This window comes from Kocuria sp. CPCC 205263 (assembly GCF_040981075.1).
Lineage (GTDB): Bacteria > Actinomycetota > Actinomycetes > Actinomycetales > Micrococcaceae > Kocuria > Kocuria rosea.
On record NZ_JAVKPV010000004.1, the window covers coordinates 146,218 to 162,097 of the forward strand.

At 74.9% G+C, this 15,880-nt stretch carries 17 protein-coding genes, 4 tRNA genes and 1 riboswitch; of the genes, 18 read left to right on the forward strand and 3 right to left on the reverse strand.

The genetic code is table 11. The annotated features are described in order from the left end of the window. Positions 1–11: 11 nt before the first annotated feature. A complete protein-coding gene (locus RF647_RS07655; protein WP_035924019.1) occupies positions 12–467 on the reverse strand; it encodes a SufE family protein in 456 nt (151 codons plus the stop codon). Continuing rightward, entirely contained in the window at positions 464–1,372 is a 909-nt protein-coding gene (locus tag RF647_RS07660; protein ID WP_368811220.1) for a sulfurtransferase, read from the reverse strand. The genes RF647_RS07655 and RF647_RS07660 overlap by 4 nt, the downstream gene beginning before the upstream one ends. 280 nt (positions 1,373–1,652) lie before the next feature. Here RF647_RS07660 and zapE point away from each other — a divergent pair, with 280 nt between their 5' ends. Further along, positions 1,653–2,714 (forward strand): cell division protein ZapE, encoded by a 1,062-nt coding sequence (gene zapE, locus RF647_RS07665; protein WP_115162584.1) that lies wholly within the window; start codon positions 1,653–1,655, stop codon positions 2,712–2,714. A gap of 135 nt (positions 2,715–2,849) precedes the next feature. On the opposite strand, the gene RF647_RS07670 is transcribed toward zapE, so the two are convergent. Next, positions 2,850–2,921: transfer RNA gene (locus RF647_RS07670), tRNA-Val, on the reverse strand. Positions 2,922–3,219: 298 nt separating this feature from the next. On the opposite strand from RF647_RS07670, the gene RF647_RS07675 reads away from it, so the two are divergent. The 17 genes from RF647_RS07675 to RF647_RS07755 all read left to right on the forward strand — a co-directional run bounded on the left by RF647_RS07675 (position 3,220) and on the right by RF647_RS07755 (position 15,878). Continuing rightward, a tRNA-Gly gene (locus RF647_RS07675) sits at positions 3,220–3,292 on the forward strand. Positions 3,293–3,352: 60 nt separating this feature from the next. Next, a tRNA-Cys gene (locus tag RF647_RS07680) sits at positions 3,353–3,423 on the forward strand. Between the two features lie 50 nt (positions 3,424–3,473). Beyond that, positions 3,474–3,548: transfer RNA gene (locus tag RF647_RS07685), tRNA-Val, on the forward strand. A gap of 164 nt (positions 3,549–3,712) precedes the next feature. Next, a complete protein-coding gene (locus RF647_RS07690; RefSeq protein ID WP_035924018.1) occupies positions 3,713–4,567 on the forward strand; it encodes a hypothetical protein in 855 nt (284 codons plus the stop codon). Between the two features lie 74 nt (positions 4,568–4,641). After that, positions 4,642–5,214 carry a peptide deformylase gene (gene def / locus RF647_RS07695; protein WP_368811221.1) on the forward strand — a complete coding sequence of 191 codons (573 nt, stop codon included), beginning with the start codon at positions 4,642–4,644 and terminating at the stop codon, positions 5,212–5,214. Between the two features lie 35 nt (positions 5,215–5,249). Beyond that, positions 5,250–6,173 carry a methionyl-tRNA formyltransferase gene (gene fmt, locus RF647_RS07700; protein ID WP_368811222.1) on the forward strand — a complete coding sequence of 308 codons (924 nt, stop codon included), beginning with the start codon at positions 5,250–5,252 and terminating at the stop codon, positions 6,171–6,173. Next, the gene (locus tag RF647_RS07705) at positions 6,170–7,759 is read left to right on the forward strand and encodes an RsmB/NOP family class I SAM-dependent RNA methyltransferase (protein WP_368811223.1); all 1,590 of its coding nucleotides are present in this window, start codon (positions 6,170–6,172) and stop codon (positions 7,757–7,759) included. The genes fmt and RF647_RS07705 overlap by 4 nt, the downstream gene beginning before the upstream one ends. A gap of 31 nt (positions 7,760–7,790) precedes the next feature. Continuing rightward, entirely contained in the window at positions 7,791–8,456 is a 666-nt protein-coding gene (rpe, locus tag RF647_RS07710) for a ribulose-phosphate 3-epimerase (protein WP_368811224.1), read from the forward strand. A 55-nt stretch (positions 8,457–8,511) separates the two neighbouring features. Further along, positions 8,512–8,675: riboswitch (FMN riboswitch) on the forward strand. 117 nt (positions 8,676–8,792) lie between these two features. After that, complete coding sequence (gene ribD, locus RF647_RS07715; protein WP_368811225.1) at positions 8,793–9,851, forward strand: bifunctional diaminohydroxyphosphoribosylaminopyrimidine deaminase/5-amino-6-(5-phosphoribosylamino)uracil reductase RibD; 1,059 nt, start codon at positions 8,793–8,795, stop codon at positions 9,849–9,851. Positions 9,852–9,929: 78 nt separating this feature from the next. Beyond that, positions 9,930–10,607: a riboflavin synthase gene (locus tag RF647_RS07720; RefSeq protein ID WP_368811226.1), complete on the forward strand. Its 678-nt coding sequence runs from the start codon at positions 9,930–9,932 to the stop codon at positions 10,605–10,607. Continuing rightward, positions 10,607–11,281 carry a 3,4-dihydroxy-2-butanone-4-phosphate synthase gene (gene ribB, locus RF647_RS07725; RefSeq protein WP_126347014.1) on the forward strand — a complete coding sequence of 225 codons (675 nt, stop codon included), beginning with the start codon at positions 10,607–10,609 and terminating at the stop codon, positions 11,279–11,281. The genes RF647_RS07720 and ribB overlap by 1 nt, the downstream gene beginning before the upstream one ends. Beyond that, complete coding sequence (locus RF647_RS07730; RefSeq protein WP_368811227.1) at positions 11,278–12,027, forward strand: GTP cyclohydrolase II; 750 nt, start codon at positions 11,278–11,280, stop codon at positions 12,025–12,027. The genes ribB and RF647_RS07730 overlap by 4 nt, the downstream gene beginning before the upstream one ends. After that, on the forward strand, positions 12,024–12,503 hold the full coding sequence (ribH, locus tag RF647_RS07735; RefSeq protein ID WP_017833947.1) for a 6,7-dimethyl-8-ribityllumazine synthase: 480 nt from the start codon (positions 12,024–12,026) through the stop codon (positions 12,501–12,503). Before RF647_RS07730 ends, ribH begins: the two co-directional genes overlap by 4 nt. Positions 12,504–12,573: 70 nt before the next feature. Next, positions 12,574–12,837, forward strand: coding sequence for a phosphoribosyl-ATP diphosphatase (locus RF647_RS07740; RefSeq protein ID WP_017833948.1), 264 nt, complete (start codon positions 12,574–12,576; stop codon positions 12,835–12,837). A 59-nt stretch (positions 12,838–12,896) separates the two neighbouring features. Beyond that, positions 12,897–13,742, forward strand: a complete 846-nt coding sequence (hisG, locus tag RF647_RS07745) for an ATP phosphoribosyltransferase (RefSeq protein WP_017833949.1) — start codon at positions 12,897–12,899, stop codon at positions 13,740–13,742. Positions 13,743–13,783: 41 nt separating this feature from the next. Beyond that, positions 13,784–14,548, forward strand: coding sequence for an imidazole glycerol phosphate synthase subunit HisF (gene hisF / locus RF647_RS07750; protein WP_035924012.1), 765 nt, complete (start codon positions 13,784–13,786; stop codon positions 14,546–14,548). 325 nt (positions 14,549–14,873) lie between these two features. After that, a complete protein-coding gene (locus RF647_RS07755; RefSeq protein WP_368811228.1) occupies positions 14,874–15,878 on the forward strand; it encodes a helix-turn-helix transcriptional regulator in 1,005 nt (334 codons plus the stop codon). The last annotated feature ends 2 nt before the right edge of the window (positions 15,879–15,880 follow it).

Here is a 15,880-nt window from a genome sequence, read left to right on the forward strand (position 1 = left end):
GCCCCGGGGCCTCAGGCGTCCTGGAGCTCGCGGACGCGCCGCTTGATCCGGGCCAGCATCGCGGACATCCCGCGCATCCGCAGGGGCGAGACCAGCTGGGTGAGCCCGAAGCGCTCCGGCAGGTCGTCGGGGACGTCCAGGACCTGCTGGGCCGGGAGCCCGTCGAGGCCCTCGTGCAGGATCGAGGCGAAGCCGCGGGTGGTCGGGGCTTCCGCCGGGGCGGAGAAGAACAGCCGCACCGGGGCGCCGGGGCCGGGGACGGCACCCTCCTCCCACTCGACGGTCAGGAACAGCGGCGACTGGCACTCGACCACCTGCTCGAGCTCCTCCGGGTGCTCGCCCAGGCGGTCCGGCAGCGCCGGCAGGGAGCGGGAGAAGTCGAGCAGCAGCTCGAGCTTGTCCTCCTGCGGCACGGCCGTGAAGTCCGCGACGAGCTCCTCGAGCTGGGCGGGCAGGGCCCCGCTCATCGGGCCGACCCCGGGACTTCGCCGGGCTCCTCGCCGCGGACGATCGGCACGCGCACGGAGTTGCCCCACTCGGTCCAGGAGCCGTCGTAGTTGCGGACCCGGTCGTAGCCCAGCAGGTGCTTGAGCACGAACCACGTGTGGCTGGAGCGTTCGCCGATGCGGCAGTACGCGATGATGTCGTCGTCGGGGGAGAGCCCGACCTCGTCGCGGTAGATCGCCTCGAGCTCCTCGCGCGAGCGGAACGTGGCGTCCTCGGCGGCGGCCCGCGCCCACGGCACGGACGCCGCGGTCGGGATGTGCCCGCCGCGCAGCGTGCCCTCCTGGGGGTACTCGGGCATGTGCGTGCGCTCGCCCGTGTACTCCGGCAGCGACCGGACGTCGATTAGCGGCTGCTCGCCCAGGTGGGCCAGCACGTCCTCCTGGAAGGCGCGGATCGGGGCGTCGTCGCGCTCGACCACGGGGTAGTCGGCGCGCTCGGGCACGACCTTCTCCGTGGACAGCTCACGGCCCTCGGCGACCCACTTGTCCCGCCCGCCGTTCATGAGCCGCACGTCCGGGTGGCCGAACAGCTCGAACACCCACAGCGCGTAGGCGGCCCACCAGTTGGACTTGTCCCCGTAGACCACGATCGTGGTGTCGCGGGAGATGCCCTTGCGCGCCATGAGCTCGGCGAACTCCGCGGCGTCGACGTAGTCCCGGGTGTCGGGGTGGTTCAGGTCGGTGTGCCAGTCGATCTTCACGGCGCCGGGCACGTGGCCGGTCTCGTAGAGCAGGACGTCCTCGTCCGACTCGACCACGACGACCCCGGGGTCGTCCCGGTGCTCGGCGACCCACTGGGTGGACACGAGTCGTTCGGGGTGCGCGTACTGCGCGAATTCTTCGTTGTTCTCCACGGCAACGCCCATGGGGACTCCTTCCGGGGTGGGGATCAGGGCAACAGGTCCTCGCGGACCGGCTTCCCCTCCAGGGTAGTGGTCCCGGCGGTGGCCCGTCCCCGCCGGGGGGGCCGCCGGGGCCCCGGCCCGGCCCTGCGGCGACCCCGTCGCGGCGGTGCCGCCGCCCTGATGACGCGGCGGGCGCGTCCCGGGCGACGGGGAGCCGGTAAAATCGCCGGAGCACGCGCGTGCGCCGCTCGGCGCGCCGAACCAGCGAACCGCCGGGCGCGGCGGACAGAGAGGTCTCCCCGTGAGCATCCAGATCGAACACCTCACCGAGCGGCGCCCCCAGGTGTCGGCCGACGAACTGCTGTCGGCGTTCCGGCCCTCGGAGCGCTTCGGGGAGGTCTCGTTCGACACCTACCGCCCCGACCCGCAACAGCCGTCCCAGGCGGAGGCGGTGCGGGAGCTGCGGAAGTTCGCGGAGTCCGTCAACCGCTCGACCGGCTCCGGCGGCGGGTTCTTCACGAGGCTCTTCGGCGGGGGCCCCCGCAAGGACGAGGTCCGGACGGGGATCTACCTCGACGGCGGCTTCGGGGTGGGCAAGACCCACCTGCTCGCGTCCCTGTGGCACGCGGTCCCCGGTCCCAAGGCGTTCGGCACCTTCGTGGAGTACACCAACCTCGTGGGGGCCCTGACCTTCCGCAAGGCCGTCGACGCCCTGAGCGCCTACAGCCTCGTGTGCATCGACGAGTTCGAGCTCGACGACCCCGGGGACACGGTCCTCATGTCCCGGCTGATGCGCGAGCTCGCCGACTCCGGCGTGCGGATCGCGGCGACGTCCAACACCCTGCCCGGCTCGCTCGGCGAGGGCCGCTTCGCCGCGCAGGACTTCCAGCGGGAGATCCAGGTGCTGGCCGACCAGTTCGAGGTGCTCCGCATCGACGGCGAGGACTTCCGCCACCGGGGCCTGCCGCAGGCCCCGGCGCCGCTGTCCGACGGCGAGCTCGACCGGGCCGTGGAGGAGCACTTCCCGGGCCGGGTCGTCGCCGCCGACCGGTTCGCCGACCTCGTGGAGCACCTCGCGAGCGTGCACCCCTCCCGGTACCGCAAGCTCCTCGAGGGGATCGACGCCGTGGTCTGGCGCGACGTGCACACCATCGAGCAGCAGGCCGTCGCCCTGCGCTTCGTGGTGCTGGCGGATCGGCTCTACGACAAGAACCTGCCGATCATCGCCTCCGGCCGGCCCTTCGACGAGGTCTTCACGGCCGAGATGATGGCCGGCGGCTACCAGAAGAAGTACTTCCGCGCCGTCTCCCGCCTCACGGCGCTGGCCCGCGAGGGCATCCTCGGGGACGTCTCCGCGGTCTGAGCGCCCGCACCCCTCCGGGCGCCGCGGCGCCCGGAGGGACGGGCCCGGCGCCGGGCCCGCGCGTCGTCAGGACGCACCGACGACGACAGAGGGCCCCGGCTGGAATTCCAGCCGGGGCCCTCTGTGCACTGCTCGTGCGCGATACTGGGTTCGAACCAGTGACCTCTTCGGTGTGAACGAAGCGCGCTACCACTGCGCCAATCGCGCTCACTGCTCGAAAACCATAACCCACATCCCGGCCGCGGGCCAATTCGGGGGCGGGCACGGTCCGCCGGCACCCGCCGCGCCGCGGCTCCCCGGGGGATTTGGCGTTTCGGAAAAGGGTCCCGTAAAGTCTCCACCTGTCAGGAACACCGACGGGTTCCGGCGAGCGGAGCAGTTGCGAGGCCGCCCAGGGCACCGATCCCGTCGACCCCTGCACACCCCGGACCGGCGCGAACACCGCCGGAACGGTTGTGCTAGAGTTCCTGATCGGAAGATCGAGAGATCGGCCGAAGCAAGACATGCGGACGTAGCTCAGCTGGTAGAGCACCACCTTGCCATGGTGGATGTCGCGGGTTCGACTCCCGTCGTCCGCTCGCAGTGATCGGCATGAACGATGTCGTGACCGACGGCCCTGTCCGCAAGGACCAGGTCCCGGTGGGGTGGCCGAGTGGTTAGGCAGCGGCCTGCAAAGCCGTCTACGCGGGTTCGAATCCCGTCTCCACCTCGGTGCACACCCACCACGCTTGACGGTATCCCTCGGGAACCGCCGGTCGAGCGCGATTGGCGCAGCGGTAGCGCGCTTCCCTGACACGGAAGAGGTCACTGGTTCGATCCCAGTATCGCGCACCACCTGGAAGGCCCCGGCTCCACGAGCCGGGGCCTTCGTCGTGCCCGGACACGGCACCGCCCGGCGGGCGCCGTGTCCGAGGCGGTCGGTAGCCTGCGGGGCAGGACCCGGAGCCCCGGGACCGCCCCGGGCCCCGGGGCGAGGCGAGGGAGAGGCGACGAGCAGCGTGACACAGCCCAGGCTGGCGGAACAGACAGAGTACGGGCGGATGTACGCGAGGTCCGTGGCGGACCAGGCGACCGTCCCCTCCATCACCACGGTCCTCTCCCGGGCCGCCACGGACCTGGACGGGTGGTACGGCTACTCCGCCGCGCAGGCCGCCGTGCGGGACGACCGGCTGCGCGCGGCCCTGGGCTCGCCGGCCCAGCTGCGCGCCGTGGTGCGGGACGCGGCCAAGGCCGCCGAGCGGCACCGCGACGAGGCCGCGGCGCGCGGGGACCGCGTGCACACCTACGCCGAGCAGATCGCCCTGCGGGCCCTCGGCCGGCCCCACCGGGCCGCGGAGGCGCGGGCCGCGCTGGCCGAGCACGGCGAGGAGCGCTTCGCCTCGCGCTTCGACGAGTGGTGGGACCTCTACGCCCCCGAACCGCTCGCGGTGGAGGTCACGGTGTGGAACTCCACCGTGGGCTACGCGGGGACCCTCGACCTCGTGGCCCGGATCGCGGGCAAGGTGTGCCTGATCGACTACAAGACGAAGGGCACAGACCGGGACGGGCGCGTGAAGTCCCTGGACCCCAAGGTCGTGACCCAGCTCGTGGCCGGGCTCAAGGCGGAGGAGTCCCTCGTGGACGCGGACGCCGGCACCTGGGAGCCGTGGGCGTACGGCGGCGCGGACCTGCTGCTGGGCGTGGCGGTCGGGGAGACGGAGGTCGTGCCCGTGCAGGCCGTCCCGGCGGTGCTCGAGCAGCACTGGTACAAGTTCTGCGCCCTGCACCGGCTGTGGACCCAGGAGACGGCCCTCGCCGCGGCCGGCCCCGCCCTGCGCCCCGTGCCGCCCCCGCCGCTGCGCGAGCAGGCGTAGGCCGGGAGCGCCCCGCGTGCCCGCGGGGGGACGGGCGGCCCGTAGACTTGCCGGGTCGAGAGCGAGGTCCCGCCATGTCCGTCCTGCCCATCCGCACCATCGGTGATCCCGTCCTGCGCACCCGCGCGGAGGAGGTCACGGCCTTCGACGACGCCCTGCGCCGCCTCGTCGCCGACATGCACGAGACGATGCTGGACGTCGGCGGCGTCGGCCTCGCCGCGCCCCAGGTGGGCGTCAGCGTGCGGTTGTTCACGTGGGCGGTCGAGGGCAGCGCGGGACACGTGGTCAACCCGGTCCTGGAGGTGGGCGAGGAGCCCCAGGAGGGCGGCGAGGGCTGCCTCTCCATCCCGGGACTGGCCTACGACACCCCGCGCCGGAACTGGGCCCGGGTCACCGGCCTCGATCAGCACGGCGCCCCCGTGACCGTCGAGGGCACCGGCCTGCTGGCGCGCTGCCTGCAGCACGAGACCGACCACCTGGACGGGCGGCTCTACGTCGACCGGCTGACCGGCGCCGCCAAGCGGGATGCGATGCGAGCCATCCGCGCCGCCGGCTACGACGGCGTGGTGCGCGGCGTGGCCGGGCAGCGCGCCGCGCACGTGGGCACCTCCTTCGGCGCCGGCTCCTTCGGCGCCGGCCCGGCCTGAATTCCGCCCCCCCGTCCCCACCCGTCAGGAGAGCCGTGAAGATCCTCTACGCCGGCACGCCGTCCGTCGCCGTGCCGCCCCTGGTCCACCTGGCCGAGCGGCCCGACGTCGAGATCGTGGCCGTCCTCACCCGCACCGACGCCCCCGTGGGGCGCAAGAAGGTGCTCACCCCCTCGCCCGTGGCCGAGGAGGCCGGGCGGCGGGGCCTGCCCGTGCTCAAGGCCAACCGGGTGGACGCCGAGCTGACCGAGCGGATCCGGGGGCTGGGCGCGGACGTCGCCGCCGTCGTCGCCTACGGGGCCCTGGTCCCGCAGGCGGCCCTGGACGCCGTGCCGCACGGCTGGATCAACCTGCACTTCTCCCTGCTGCCGCAGTGGCGCGGCGCCGCCCCCGTCCAGCGGGCCCTCATGGCCGGGGACACGGTGGTCGGGGCCAGCACCTTCCTGCTGGAGGCCGGCCTGGACACCGGGCCCGTCCTCGGCACGATGACCGACGAGGTCCGTCCCGACGACACGGCCGGGACGGTCCTGGAGCGACTGTCCCGCACCGCGGCGCCGCTGCTGGCGGACTCCCTGCGCGCCGTGGTCGACGGCTCCGCCCGCCCGGCCCCGCAGCAGGGCGACGTGACCCACGCCCCGAAGCTCACCGCCGAGGACGGGCGGGTCCGATGGTCGGACCCCGCCGTGGCCGTGGCCCACCGGGTGCGCGGGGCGACCCCCGAGCCCGGGGCGTGGACCCGGCTCGAGGAGCGCCGGCTCAAGCTCGACCTCGTGCTGCCCCGGCCCGACGTCCGGGACCTCGTCCCGGGCCGGTGCGTCCTGCGCGGGGACGCCGTGCTCGTGGGCACGGGCTCGTACGCCGTCCAGCTCACCCGGGTGCAGCCGGCGGGGAAGAAGACCATGGAGGCCACCGCCTGGGCGCGGGGCCGCAGCACGGAGGACGAGGTGGTGTTCCAGTGAGCGGGCACGAGGACAGGCAGGGCGGCGACCGGCGGGGCGACCGCGACCGGCGACCGGGAGGCCCGCGGCGCAACGCGAGGGGCCACGAGCGCAACCGGCGGGCGCAGTCCGACCGCGCCTTCTCCTCGTCGGCGCCCGCGGGGCGCACGCGGCGGGCCGATCCGGCCCGGCTGGCGGCGTTCGAGACCCTGCGCGCGGTGTCCGAGGAGGGCGCCTACGGCAACCTCGTGCTCCCCAAGCTGGTCCGGGCCCACCGCCTGGACCGGCGGGACGCGGGCTTCGCCACGGAGCTGGCCTACGGGGCGCTGCGCTGGCAGGGCACCTGGGACGCCGTGCTGGCCCGGTGCGTCGACCGACCCCTGGGCGAGCTCGACGGCGCGGTGCTGGACGCCCTGCGCCTGGGCACCCACCAGCTGCTCGCGATGCGGGTGCCCGACCACGCGGCCCTCGACCAGACGGTGGGCCTCGTCCGGGCCGTCGTCGGCGCGGGCCCCGGTGGGCTCGTCAACGCGGTGCTGCGCAAGGTCGCGGCCCGGGACCTGCCCGCGTGGATCGCGGAGCTGACCGCCGACGCCGCCGACGAGACCGCCCGCCTGGGCCTGGCCCACGCCCACCCGGCGTGGGTGGTCCGGGCCCTGCGCCAGGCGCTCACCGCCCACGGGCGGGACGCCGCCGAGCTCGAGGCGCTGCTCGAGGCGGACAACGCCGCCCCCGTGGTCAACCTCGTGGTCCTGCCGGGTCTCGGCGTCCTCGACGAGGCCCTCGCCGCGGGCGCGGAGCAGGGGACGCTCGTCCCGGGCTCAGCGCTGAGCAGCGGAGGCGACCTGCACCGGCTCGCCTCCGTCCGGGAGGGCGGGGTCCGCGTCCAGGACGCCGGGTCCCAGCTCGTCGCCCGCGCCCTGCTCGCCGCCGGCCAGGGCGCCGACGGCGGTGCCGGGGGCGGGCGCTGGCTGGACCTGTGCGCCGGCCCGGGCGGGAAGGCGGCCCTGCTGGCGGCGCTCGCCGACCGGCAGGGGGCGCACCTGACGGCCAACGAGGTGGCCCCGCACCGGGCCGAGCTCGTGCGCCGGGCCCTGCGGCCGGTCCCGGAGCGAGCCTGGACGGTGCGCACGGGGGACGGGCGCGCCGCCGACGAGCTGCTCGGCGGCCGCCCCGTCGAGGAGGCCGGCTTCGACCGGGTCCTCGTCGACGCCCCGTGCACCGGCCTCGGGGCGCTGCGCCGCCGCCCGGAGTCCCGCTGGCGGCGCACCCCCCGCGACCTGGCCGAGCTCGGGCCGCTGCAGCGGGAGCTGCTGCACGCCGCCCTGGATGTCGCCCGCCCCGGCGGCCTGGTCGCCTACGCGACCTGCTCCCCGCACGCGGCCGAGACCCTCGCCGTGGTCCAGGACGTGCTGGCCCGCCGCGAGGACGCCGAGCTGGTCGACGCCCTGGCGCCGGTCCGGGCCGCGGCCCTGCCCGGCAGCCTCGACGGGGACCGCGACCCCTCCCGCCCGTGGGCGGGGGACGCCGGCCCCGCGACCGTCCAGCTGTGGCCGCACGTCCACGGCACGGACGCCATGTTCCTGGCCCTGCTGCGCAGGCGCTGATCCCCCGACCGCCCGACCACCAGGAGTCCCCGTGCCCCGAACCTGCATCCATCCCTCGATCCTCTCCGCCGACTTCGTCAACCTCGAGGCCGAGCTGGGCCGGATCGCCGCCGCCGACGCCGTGCACGTGGACGTCATGGACAACCACTTCGTCCCGAACCTGACGCTGGGTATGCCCCTCGTGGAACGGATCCTCGCCGTCAGCCCCCTCCCGCTGGACGTGCACCTGATGATCGAGGACGCGGACCGCTGGGCCGCGGGCTATGCCGAGCTCGGCTGCGAGTCGGTCACCTTCCACGCCGAGGCCGCGCGCGCCCCGCTGAAGCTGGCCCGCGAGCTGCGCGCCCACGGCGCCCGCGCCGGGATGGCCCTGCGCCCCGCGACCCCCGTGGAGCCGTACCTCGACCTGCTGCCCGAGCTGGACATGCTCCTGGTCATGACGGTGGAGCCCGGCTTCGGCGGCCAGGCCTTCCTCGACGTCACGCTGCCGAAGATCCGCCGGGCCGCCGAGGCGATCCGGGCCGGCGGGGGACGGGTGGCGCTGCAGGTGGACGGCGGGATCACGGAGGAGACCATCACGCGGGCCGCGGAGGCCGGGGCCGACACGTTCGTGGCGGGCTCCGCCGTCTACGGCGCGGAGGACCCCGGGACCGCGATCACGGCCCTGCGCGGGGCGGCCCGCTCCGCACAGTCCTGAGCCGGCCGGCCGCGGGCCGCCGCGGGCACGCCCTGTGACATAATCGGGGCACGAACAACGTGTTCCGGGGTCGGTGGAAGTCCGAACCGGCGGTCACAGTCCGCGAACCGGACGACCACGTCCCTGCGGGCGCCCAGCGCCCGCACCGACGGGTCGCCCGGCCGAACCGGTGGAACTCCGGTACCGACAGTCACAGTCTGGATGGAAGGCAACACGTTCAACGGCCCTCGTGGCGTGCCGTCGACGGCACCGGCCACGGCGCCGTCGGGACCCGTGGGTCCCGACGGCGGCACCGTTGTCCTGCGCCCCGGTTCCGCCCCGGGAAAGGACGACGTGATGGACCCGCAGCACCGGACCGGCGACGACGCCGAGCGCTCGGTCATGCGGACCGCCCTGCACGCGGCGGCGCGCGGCCCGCGCGGGGCCAACCCTCTCGTCGGAGCCGTCCTCGTCGACGCCGAGGGGCGGATCCTGCACGTCGGCCACCACCGCGGGGCGGGCACCGTCCACGCCGAGGTCGACGTCCTGGAGCGCGCCGAGTCCGCCGGCACCGACCTCCGAGGCACCACCATGTACGTCACCCTCGAGCCGTGCAACCACTGGGGCCGCACCGGCCCGTGCGCCGAGGCGATCGTGGAGGCCGGTGTGCCCCGCGTGGTCTACGGCGCCCCCGACCGCACCGCCGCCGCCGCCGGCGGAGCCGCCACCCTGCGCGCCGCGGGCCTCGAGGTCCGCTCGGGGCTGCTGGCCGAGGACGCCGAGCGGCTCAACGACCGCTGGGGCGAGACCGTGCGCGCCCAGCGCCCATTCGTGACCCTGAAGGTCGCCCAGAGCCTCGACGCCCGGATCGCCGCCGCGGACGGGACCAGCCGGTGGATCACGTCGTCGTCGGCCCGCGAGCACGGGCACGACCTGCGCGCCCGTGCCGACGCGGTCCTCGTGGGCAGCGGCACGGTCCTGGCCGACGACCCCCGGCTCACCGCCCGCACCGGCGACGGCGGCGTCGTCCCGCGGCAGCCCCTGCGCGTGGCCATGGGCCTGCGCCCCGTGCCCCCGGACGCCGCGATCCGCGGGACCGACGGGCGGTTCCGGCACGTCGCCACCCGCGACCCCCACTCCGCGCTGGCCGAGCTCTACGACGCCGGCGTGCGCCACCTGCTGATCGAGGGCGGGGCCACCGTCGCCGCCGGTTTCCTGCGCGCGGGGCTCGTCGACGAGCTCAGCCTCTACCAGGCGCCCCTCGTGCTCGGGACGGGACGGCCCGCCTTCGAGGAGCTGGGCATCGGCACCCTCGCGGACGCCTCCCGGTGGCGGCTCGACCCCGCCGGCGGCGGGCCCGTGCAGCAGCTCGGCCCCGATCTGTGGATCCACCTGCGGCCCGTCCCGCCGGACTGAGCGGACCGCCGGCAGCGAAGACCGACAGACCGACCGAGACAGAGTCAGAGACCGAGACAGAGACAGAGGTAGCACCGCATGTTCACAGGAATCGTCGCCGGACAGGGCACCGTGCGCTCGGTCGACCCCCGCCCCGACGGCACGAGCGCCCGCCTCCTCGTGGACGCCGGGCCGCTCGTGGCCGACCTGCCGCACGGCGGCTCCCTCGCCGTCAACGGGGTCTGCCTCACGGCCACGCGCACCGAGGAGATCGGCCCCGGGCAGTTCCTGGCCGACGTCATCGGCGAGACGCTCGTGCGCACCAACCTCGGGGCCCTGGCCGCCGGGGACACCGTGAACCTGGAGCGCTGCGTGCCCGCCGGCGGGCGGCTCGACGGGCACGTGGTCCAGGGCCACGTCGACGGCACGGGCACCGTCACGGTCCGCGAGGACCTGGGGGAGTGGGAGCGGGTCCAGGTCGCCGTGCCCGCCGAGCTCGCCCCGTTCCTCGCCGAGAAGGGGTCGGTCGCCGTGGACGGCGTGTCCCTCACCGTGACGGCGGTCAGCGCCCCCGGTGCCGCGGAGCACTGGTTCGAGGTCGGGCTCATCCCGGCCACCCTCGCCGAGACCACCCTCGGACGCCGCCCCGTCGGCGCGTCCGTCAACCTCGAGGTCGACGTCCTCGCGAAGTACGCCCAGCGCCTGCTGGCCTTCGCCCGGACCGACAGCACCCCGGCGCCGGAGACGGCCCGGACCACGGCAGGAGAAGGAGCATGATGCGGACCAGCAGCACCCACGAGGGGACCGGCCGCGGGGGCGACGGGGCGACCGGGGAGATCCGGCTCGACCCCGTGGGGGCGGCCGTCGAGGCCATGGCCCAGGGCCGGCCCGTCGTCGTCGTGGACGACGCCGACCGGGAGAACGAGGGCGACATCGTCTTCGCGGCCGAGCACGCCACGCCCGCGCTGATGGGCTTCACCATCCGGCACAGCTCCGGGGTCGTGTGCGTGCCCATGACCGGGGCTCGGGCCGACGCGATGCGGCTGCCCCCGATGGTCGACGTCAACGAGGACTCGAAGGGCACCGCCTACACCGTCACGTGCGACGCCCGCCTCGGGGTGAGCACCGGCATCAGCGCCGCCGACCGCGCGCTCACCGCCCGGGTGCTGGCCGACCCCGCGGCCGGGCCCGGGGACATCACCCGGCCCGGGCACGTGCTGCCCCTCCGGGCCGCCGAGGGCGGGGTCGCCGTACGCCGCGGGCACACCGAGGCCGCCGTCGAGCTGTGCTCGCTCGCCGGGCTCGAGCCGGTCGGGGTGATCGCCGAGCTCGTCCACGACGAGGGCGAGATGATGCGGCTGCCCGCCCTGCGCGCCTTCGCCGACCGGCACGGCATCCCGCTCGTGAGCATCGAGGACCTGGCGGCGCAGCTGCAGGAGGACCGCCGATGAGGCCGGACGCCCCCCTGGTCAGCTCCGAACCCGTGGTGGTGCCCACGCCCGAGGGCCGGTTCGAGGTGATCGGCTGGCAGCTGCCGGGCGGGCCCGGGGACGCGGTGGCCGAGCACCTCAGCCTCACCGCGCCCTCCTCGGACCGCGTGCCCGTGGGCCGGCCCCCGCTCGTGCGGCTGCACTCCGAGTGCCTCACGGGGGACGTCTTCGGCTCCTACCGGTGCGACTGCGGGCCCCAGCTGAACCTGGCGCTGCGCCGGATCTCCGACGACGGCGGCACCCTCATCTACCTGCGCAACCACGAGGGCCGGGGGATCGGGCTGGTGAACAAGCTGCGCGCCTACAAGCTCCAGGACGGCGGGGCGGACACGGTCGAGGCGAACGAGCTGCTCGGGTTGCCCGCCGACGCCCGGGACTACACCGCCGCGGCGGCCATCCTGCACCGCCTCGGGCTGACCCGGATCCGGCTGCTGAGCAACAACCCCGTCAAGGCCGAGCGCCTGGCCGACCTGGGGATCGAGGTGGTCGCCATGGTGCCCAACGAGGTGCCGGCCCGCCCGGAGAACCACGACTACCTCGTGACCAAGCGGGACCGCATGCGGCACCACCTGCGCCACGTCGACGACCCCACCGCCCACCGCGGCGTGGCGGTTGAGCCCGCCGACCGGACCGACCGCACGACCGACCGCACGTACGACAGCACCACCGACAGCACCACCAACAGCACAGGAGACCACACCCCATGAGCGGACACGGCGCCCCCGACATCGACCTCAGCACCGACGACGCGAGCGGCCTGCGCGTCGCCGTCGTCGCCTCCAGCTGGCACACCGAGATCATGGACGGGCTGGTCGACGGCGCCCGCCGCGCGCTCGCCGACGCCGGCGTGCGGGACGCGCCGGTCGTGCGCGTGCCGGGCAGCTTCGAGCTGCCCGTCGCCGCGGCCCGCCTCGCCCCGGGCCTCGACGCCGTGGTGGCCCTCGGCGTGGTCGTGCGCGGCGGCACCCCGCACTTCGACTACGTGTGCTCGGCGGCCACGCAGGGCCTCACGGACGTGTCGGTGCGCACCGGCGTGCCCGTGGGCTTCGGCGTGCTCACGTGCGACACCGAGCAGCAGGGCCTGGACCGCGCCGGGCTCGAGGGCTCCCAGGAGGACAAGGGCTACGAGGCCACGGCCGCCGCGGTGCGCACCGCGCTGCTGCTGCGCTCCCTCGGCGTCTGAGCCCCGCCCCGCGCGCCGTGCGGGCCCCCGCCGGTCCGGAGGCCGTCGCGGACCCATTACCCTGGTAGTCGTGAAAACCTTCGAGACCCTCTTCGCCGAGATCAGCGACAAAGCCGTGACCCGACCGGAGGGCTCCGGCACGGTCCGGGAGCTCGACACCGGCGTGCACGGCATCGGCAAGAAGGTCGTCGAGGAGGCCGCCGAGGTCTGGATGGCCTGCGAGTACGAGACCTCGGAGCAGGCCGCGGAGGAGATCTCGCAGCTGCTCTACCACGTGCAGGTGATGATGGTCGCGAAGGGTCTGCGGCTCGAGGACGTCTACCGCCACCTCTGAGCGCCCCGCCGCACCGGCGTCCCCGCCCCACCGAATTCCCTGAGCCGAGAAGGAACCCCATGCTGCGTGTCGCAGTGCCCAACAAGGGCGCCCTGTCCGAGTCCTCCGTCACCATGCTCAAGGAGGCCGGCTACCGGCAGCGGCGGGACTCCCGCGAGCTGGTGCTCGTGGACCCCGAGAACAACGTCGAGTTCTTCTACCTGCGCCCCCGGGACATCGCGGTGTACGTGGGCGGGGGCATCCTCGACGTCGGGATCACCGGCCGGGACCTGCTCCTGGACTCCGGGGCCCACGCCGACGAGGACCTGGGGCTGGACTTCGCCCGCTCCACGTTCCGGTTCGCGGGCCCGGCGGGCGAGTTCTCCTCGATCGCCGAGCTGGCGGGCCGGCGGATCGCCACGAGCTACGACGGCCTGCTGCGCGACTACCTCGCCGAGCGGGGCGTGGAGGCCTCCGTGGTCCGCCTCGACGGCGCCGTGGAGTCCTCCATCCGGCTGGGCGTGGCGGACGCGATCGCCGATGTCGTGGAGACCGGCAACACCCTGCGCGCCGCGGGCCTGCAGGTCTTCGGCGACCCCATCATGACCTCCGAGGCGCTGCTCATCCGCAGCCGCGCCGCCGGGGAGCCCGAGGGCCTGGCCGTGCTCCGGCGGCGCCTGCAGGGCGTGCTCGTGGCCCGGCAGTACGTGCTGATGGACTACGACGTCGCCGAGGAGTACGTCGAGGCCGCCACCCGGATCACCCCCGGCATGGAGGGGCCCACCATCTCCCGGCTCGGCCGCGGCAACGCCTGGGCCGTGCGCGCCATGGTCCCCAAGTCCGAGACCAACAAGGTCATGGACGCCCTCTACGACGTCGGGGCCCGCGCCATCCTGGTATCCCCGATCCAGGCCGCCCGGATCTGACCCCTTCCCGCCCCATCCCCGCAGCCGAGGAGGTGCCGCCCGTGGGCGTTGCCGTACGTGTCATCCCCTGCCTGGACGTCGACGCCGGTCGAGTCGTCAAGGGCGTGAACTTCGAGAACCTGCGCGACGCCGGTGACCCGGTGGAGCTCGCCAAGCGCTACAACGAGGCCGGTGCGGACGAACTGACGTTCCTCGACGTCACGGCGTCCTCGGCCGCCCGGGCCACGACCTTCGACGTGGTCTCCCGCACGGCCGAGCAGGTCTTCATCCCGCTCACGGTGGGCGGCGGCGTCCGCGCGGTCGCCGACGTCGACCGGCTGCTGCGCTGCGGCGCGGACAAGGCGTCCATCAACACCGCCGCGGTCGCCCGGCCCGGCGTGATCGACGAGATCACCGGGCACTTCGGCAGCCAGGTGCTCGTCCTCTCCCTCGACGCCCGCCGCACGGGCAACACGCCCTCCGGCTTCGAGGTCACGACCCACGGGGGGCGCACGCTGACCGGTCTCGACGCCCTGGACTGGGCGCAGGAGGCCGAGGACCGCGGCGTGGGGGAGATCCTGCTCAACTCCATGGACGCGGACGGCACCCAGGCGGGCTTCGACCTGGAGATGATCCGGGCCGTGCGCGCCCGGGTGCACGTGCCCCTCATCGCCTCCGGCGGCGCGGGCGCCCCCGAGCACTTCCCGCCGGCGGTGGACGCGGGCGCGGACGCCGTGCTCGCCGCCTCGATCTTCCACTTCGGTCCCGTGCACGCGATCGCCGAGGTCAAGGACGCGCTGCGTGCGGCCGGCCACGAGGTCCGCTGAACGGCCCCGTGGTCCGGGACGTCCACCGGGCGTAGAGTCGACAGTGAGCTGACGACAGTCGCTCGACAGGCCGACCCGAAGGAGAGTCCACCGTGGGACTGAACAGCATCATCAGGAGCTTCACCGGACGTGCCGGGGGGACCGCCGGCCGTCCCGCCGGCGGACGCCGGGGAACCCGCGGAATGAACGCCGCCGGCCAGGCGGGCGGGGGCAGGAGCGTCCGCGGTCTGGGCGGCAAGCTGCGAGGCCTCCTCAACCGCCGATAGCGCACCGCACGAGGGGCGGTCCCGGAACGGGGCCGCCCCTGCACATGCCGAGGACATCCATGACCACGAACGAGACGTCCGCGCCGGGAGAGGACTCCGGTCCCGCGGCGGACCCGGTCCGCCGGACGTCGTTCGCCACGAACGACGCCGACCGGGGCATCGCCGCCATGTCCGAGCTCTACACGGGTCTCGGCATGCGCCCGCCCACCGACGGCTCGTTCGAGCTGCGCATGGCGGCGGCCTCGGTGGGCCCGCTCCTGGCGCACCGGTTCCGGCTGTCCACCTCGGAGTCCTCCGGCACGGGCGACGTCTCGGGCACGTACTCGGTCGTGCACGTGCTGAGCGGGCGGCTGACGGTCAGCTCCGGGAAGGAGCGCATCGGCACGACCCTGCCGTTCCTGCTGCCCCAGGGACTGTACGGCGGCCGGTGGGACGGGCTGCTGGAGCTGAGCACCGTGGTCCTGGACGCCCGCTCGGTCGAGGAGATCGCGCGCGGCCTGCTCGGTACGCCGGACTTCGCGCTGCGCTTCACGGGCAGCGCGCCCGTGTCCGCGCAGATGACGCGGTACTGGCTGGCCCAGGTCCGGCACTTCCACCGGGACCTGCTGCCCAACGCGGAGGCGCTGCGCACGCCCCTGGTGCGGGCCGAGGCGTTCCGGTCGCTGGCCGGTGCCCTGCTGCACTGCTTCCCGAACACCTTCCTGGCGCAGCCGGCGCCGTCGGGGAGCGCACCGGCGCTGCCGGTGCAGGTGCGCCGGGCGGTCGCCTTCGTCGACGAGCACCTGCACGAGGACGTCGGTCTCGCCGAGATCGCCGCGGCGGCACGGATGAGTCCCCGCGGGCTGCAGGCCGCGTTCCGCCGGGAGCTCGGCCGCACCCCCGTCGGCTACCTGCGGGAGGCCCGCCTGGACGCCGCCCGGCAGGAGCTGCTCCGGGCCGACCCGGCCGGGGGCGTGACGGTCGCGGCCGTCGCGGCCCGCTGGGGCTTCGGCCATCCCGGGCGCTTCGCGACCGCCTACCGGGCCCGGTTCGGGGAGCCGCCCGGCACCACGCTGCACCGCTGAGT

Bases quoted from the DNA above. Each gene is read 5' to 3' on its own strand.
- RF647_RS07720 (WP_368811226.1), top strand. From the start codon at position 9,930: ATGTTCACAGGAATCGTCGCCGGACAGGGCACCGTGCGCTCGGTCGAC.
- ribH (WP_017833947.1), top strand. From the start codon at position 12,024: ATGAGCGGACACGGCGCCCCCGACATCGACCTCAGCACCGACGACGCG.
- ribB (WP_126347014.1), top strand. From the start codon at position 10,607: ATGCGGACCAGCAGCACCCACGAGGGGACCGGCCGCGGGGGCGACGGG.
- RF647_RS07730 (WP_368811227.1), top strand. From the start codon at position 11,278: ATGAGGCCGGACGCCCCCCTGGTCAGCTCCGAACCCGTGGTGGTGCCC.
- def (WP_368811221.1), top strand. From the start codon at position 4,642: ATGTCCGTCCTGCCCATCCGCACCATCGGTGATCCCGTCCTGCGCACC.
- RF647_RS07660 (WP_368811220.1), bottom strand. From the start codon at position 1,372: ATGGGCGTTGCCGTGGAGAACAACGAAGAATTCGCGCAGTACGCGCAC.
- hisG (WP_017833949.1), top strand. From the start codon at position 12,897: ATGCTGCGTGTCGCAGTGCCCAACAAGGGCGCCCTGTCCGAGTCCTCC.
- RF647_RS07655 (WP_035924019.1), bottom strand. From the start codon at position 467: ATGAGCGGGGCCCTGCCCGCCCAGCTCGAGGAGCTCGTCGCGGACTTC.
- ribD (WP_368811225.1), top strand. From the start codon at position 8,793: ATGGACCCGCAGCACCGGACCGGCGACGACGCCGAGCGCTCGGTCATG.
- RF647_RS07755 (WP_368811228.1), top strand. From the start codon at position 14,874: ATGACCACGAACGAGACGTCCGCGCCGGGAGAGGACTCCGGTCCCGCG.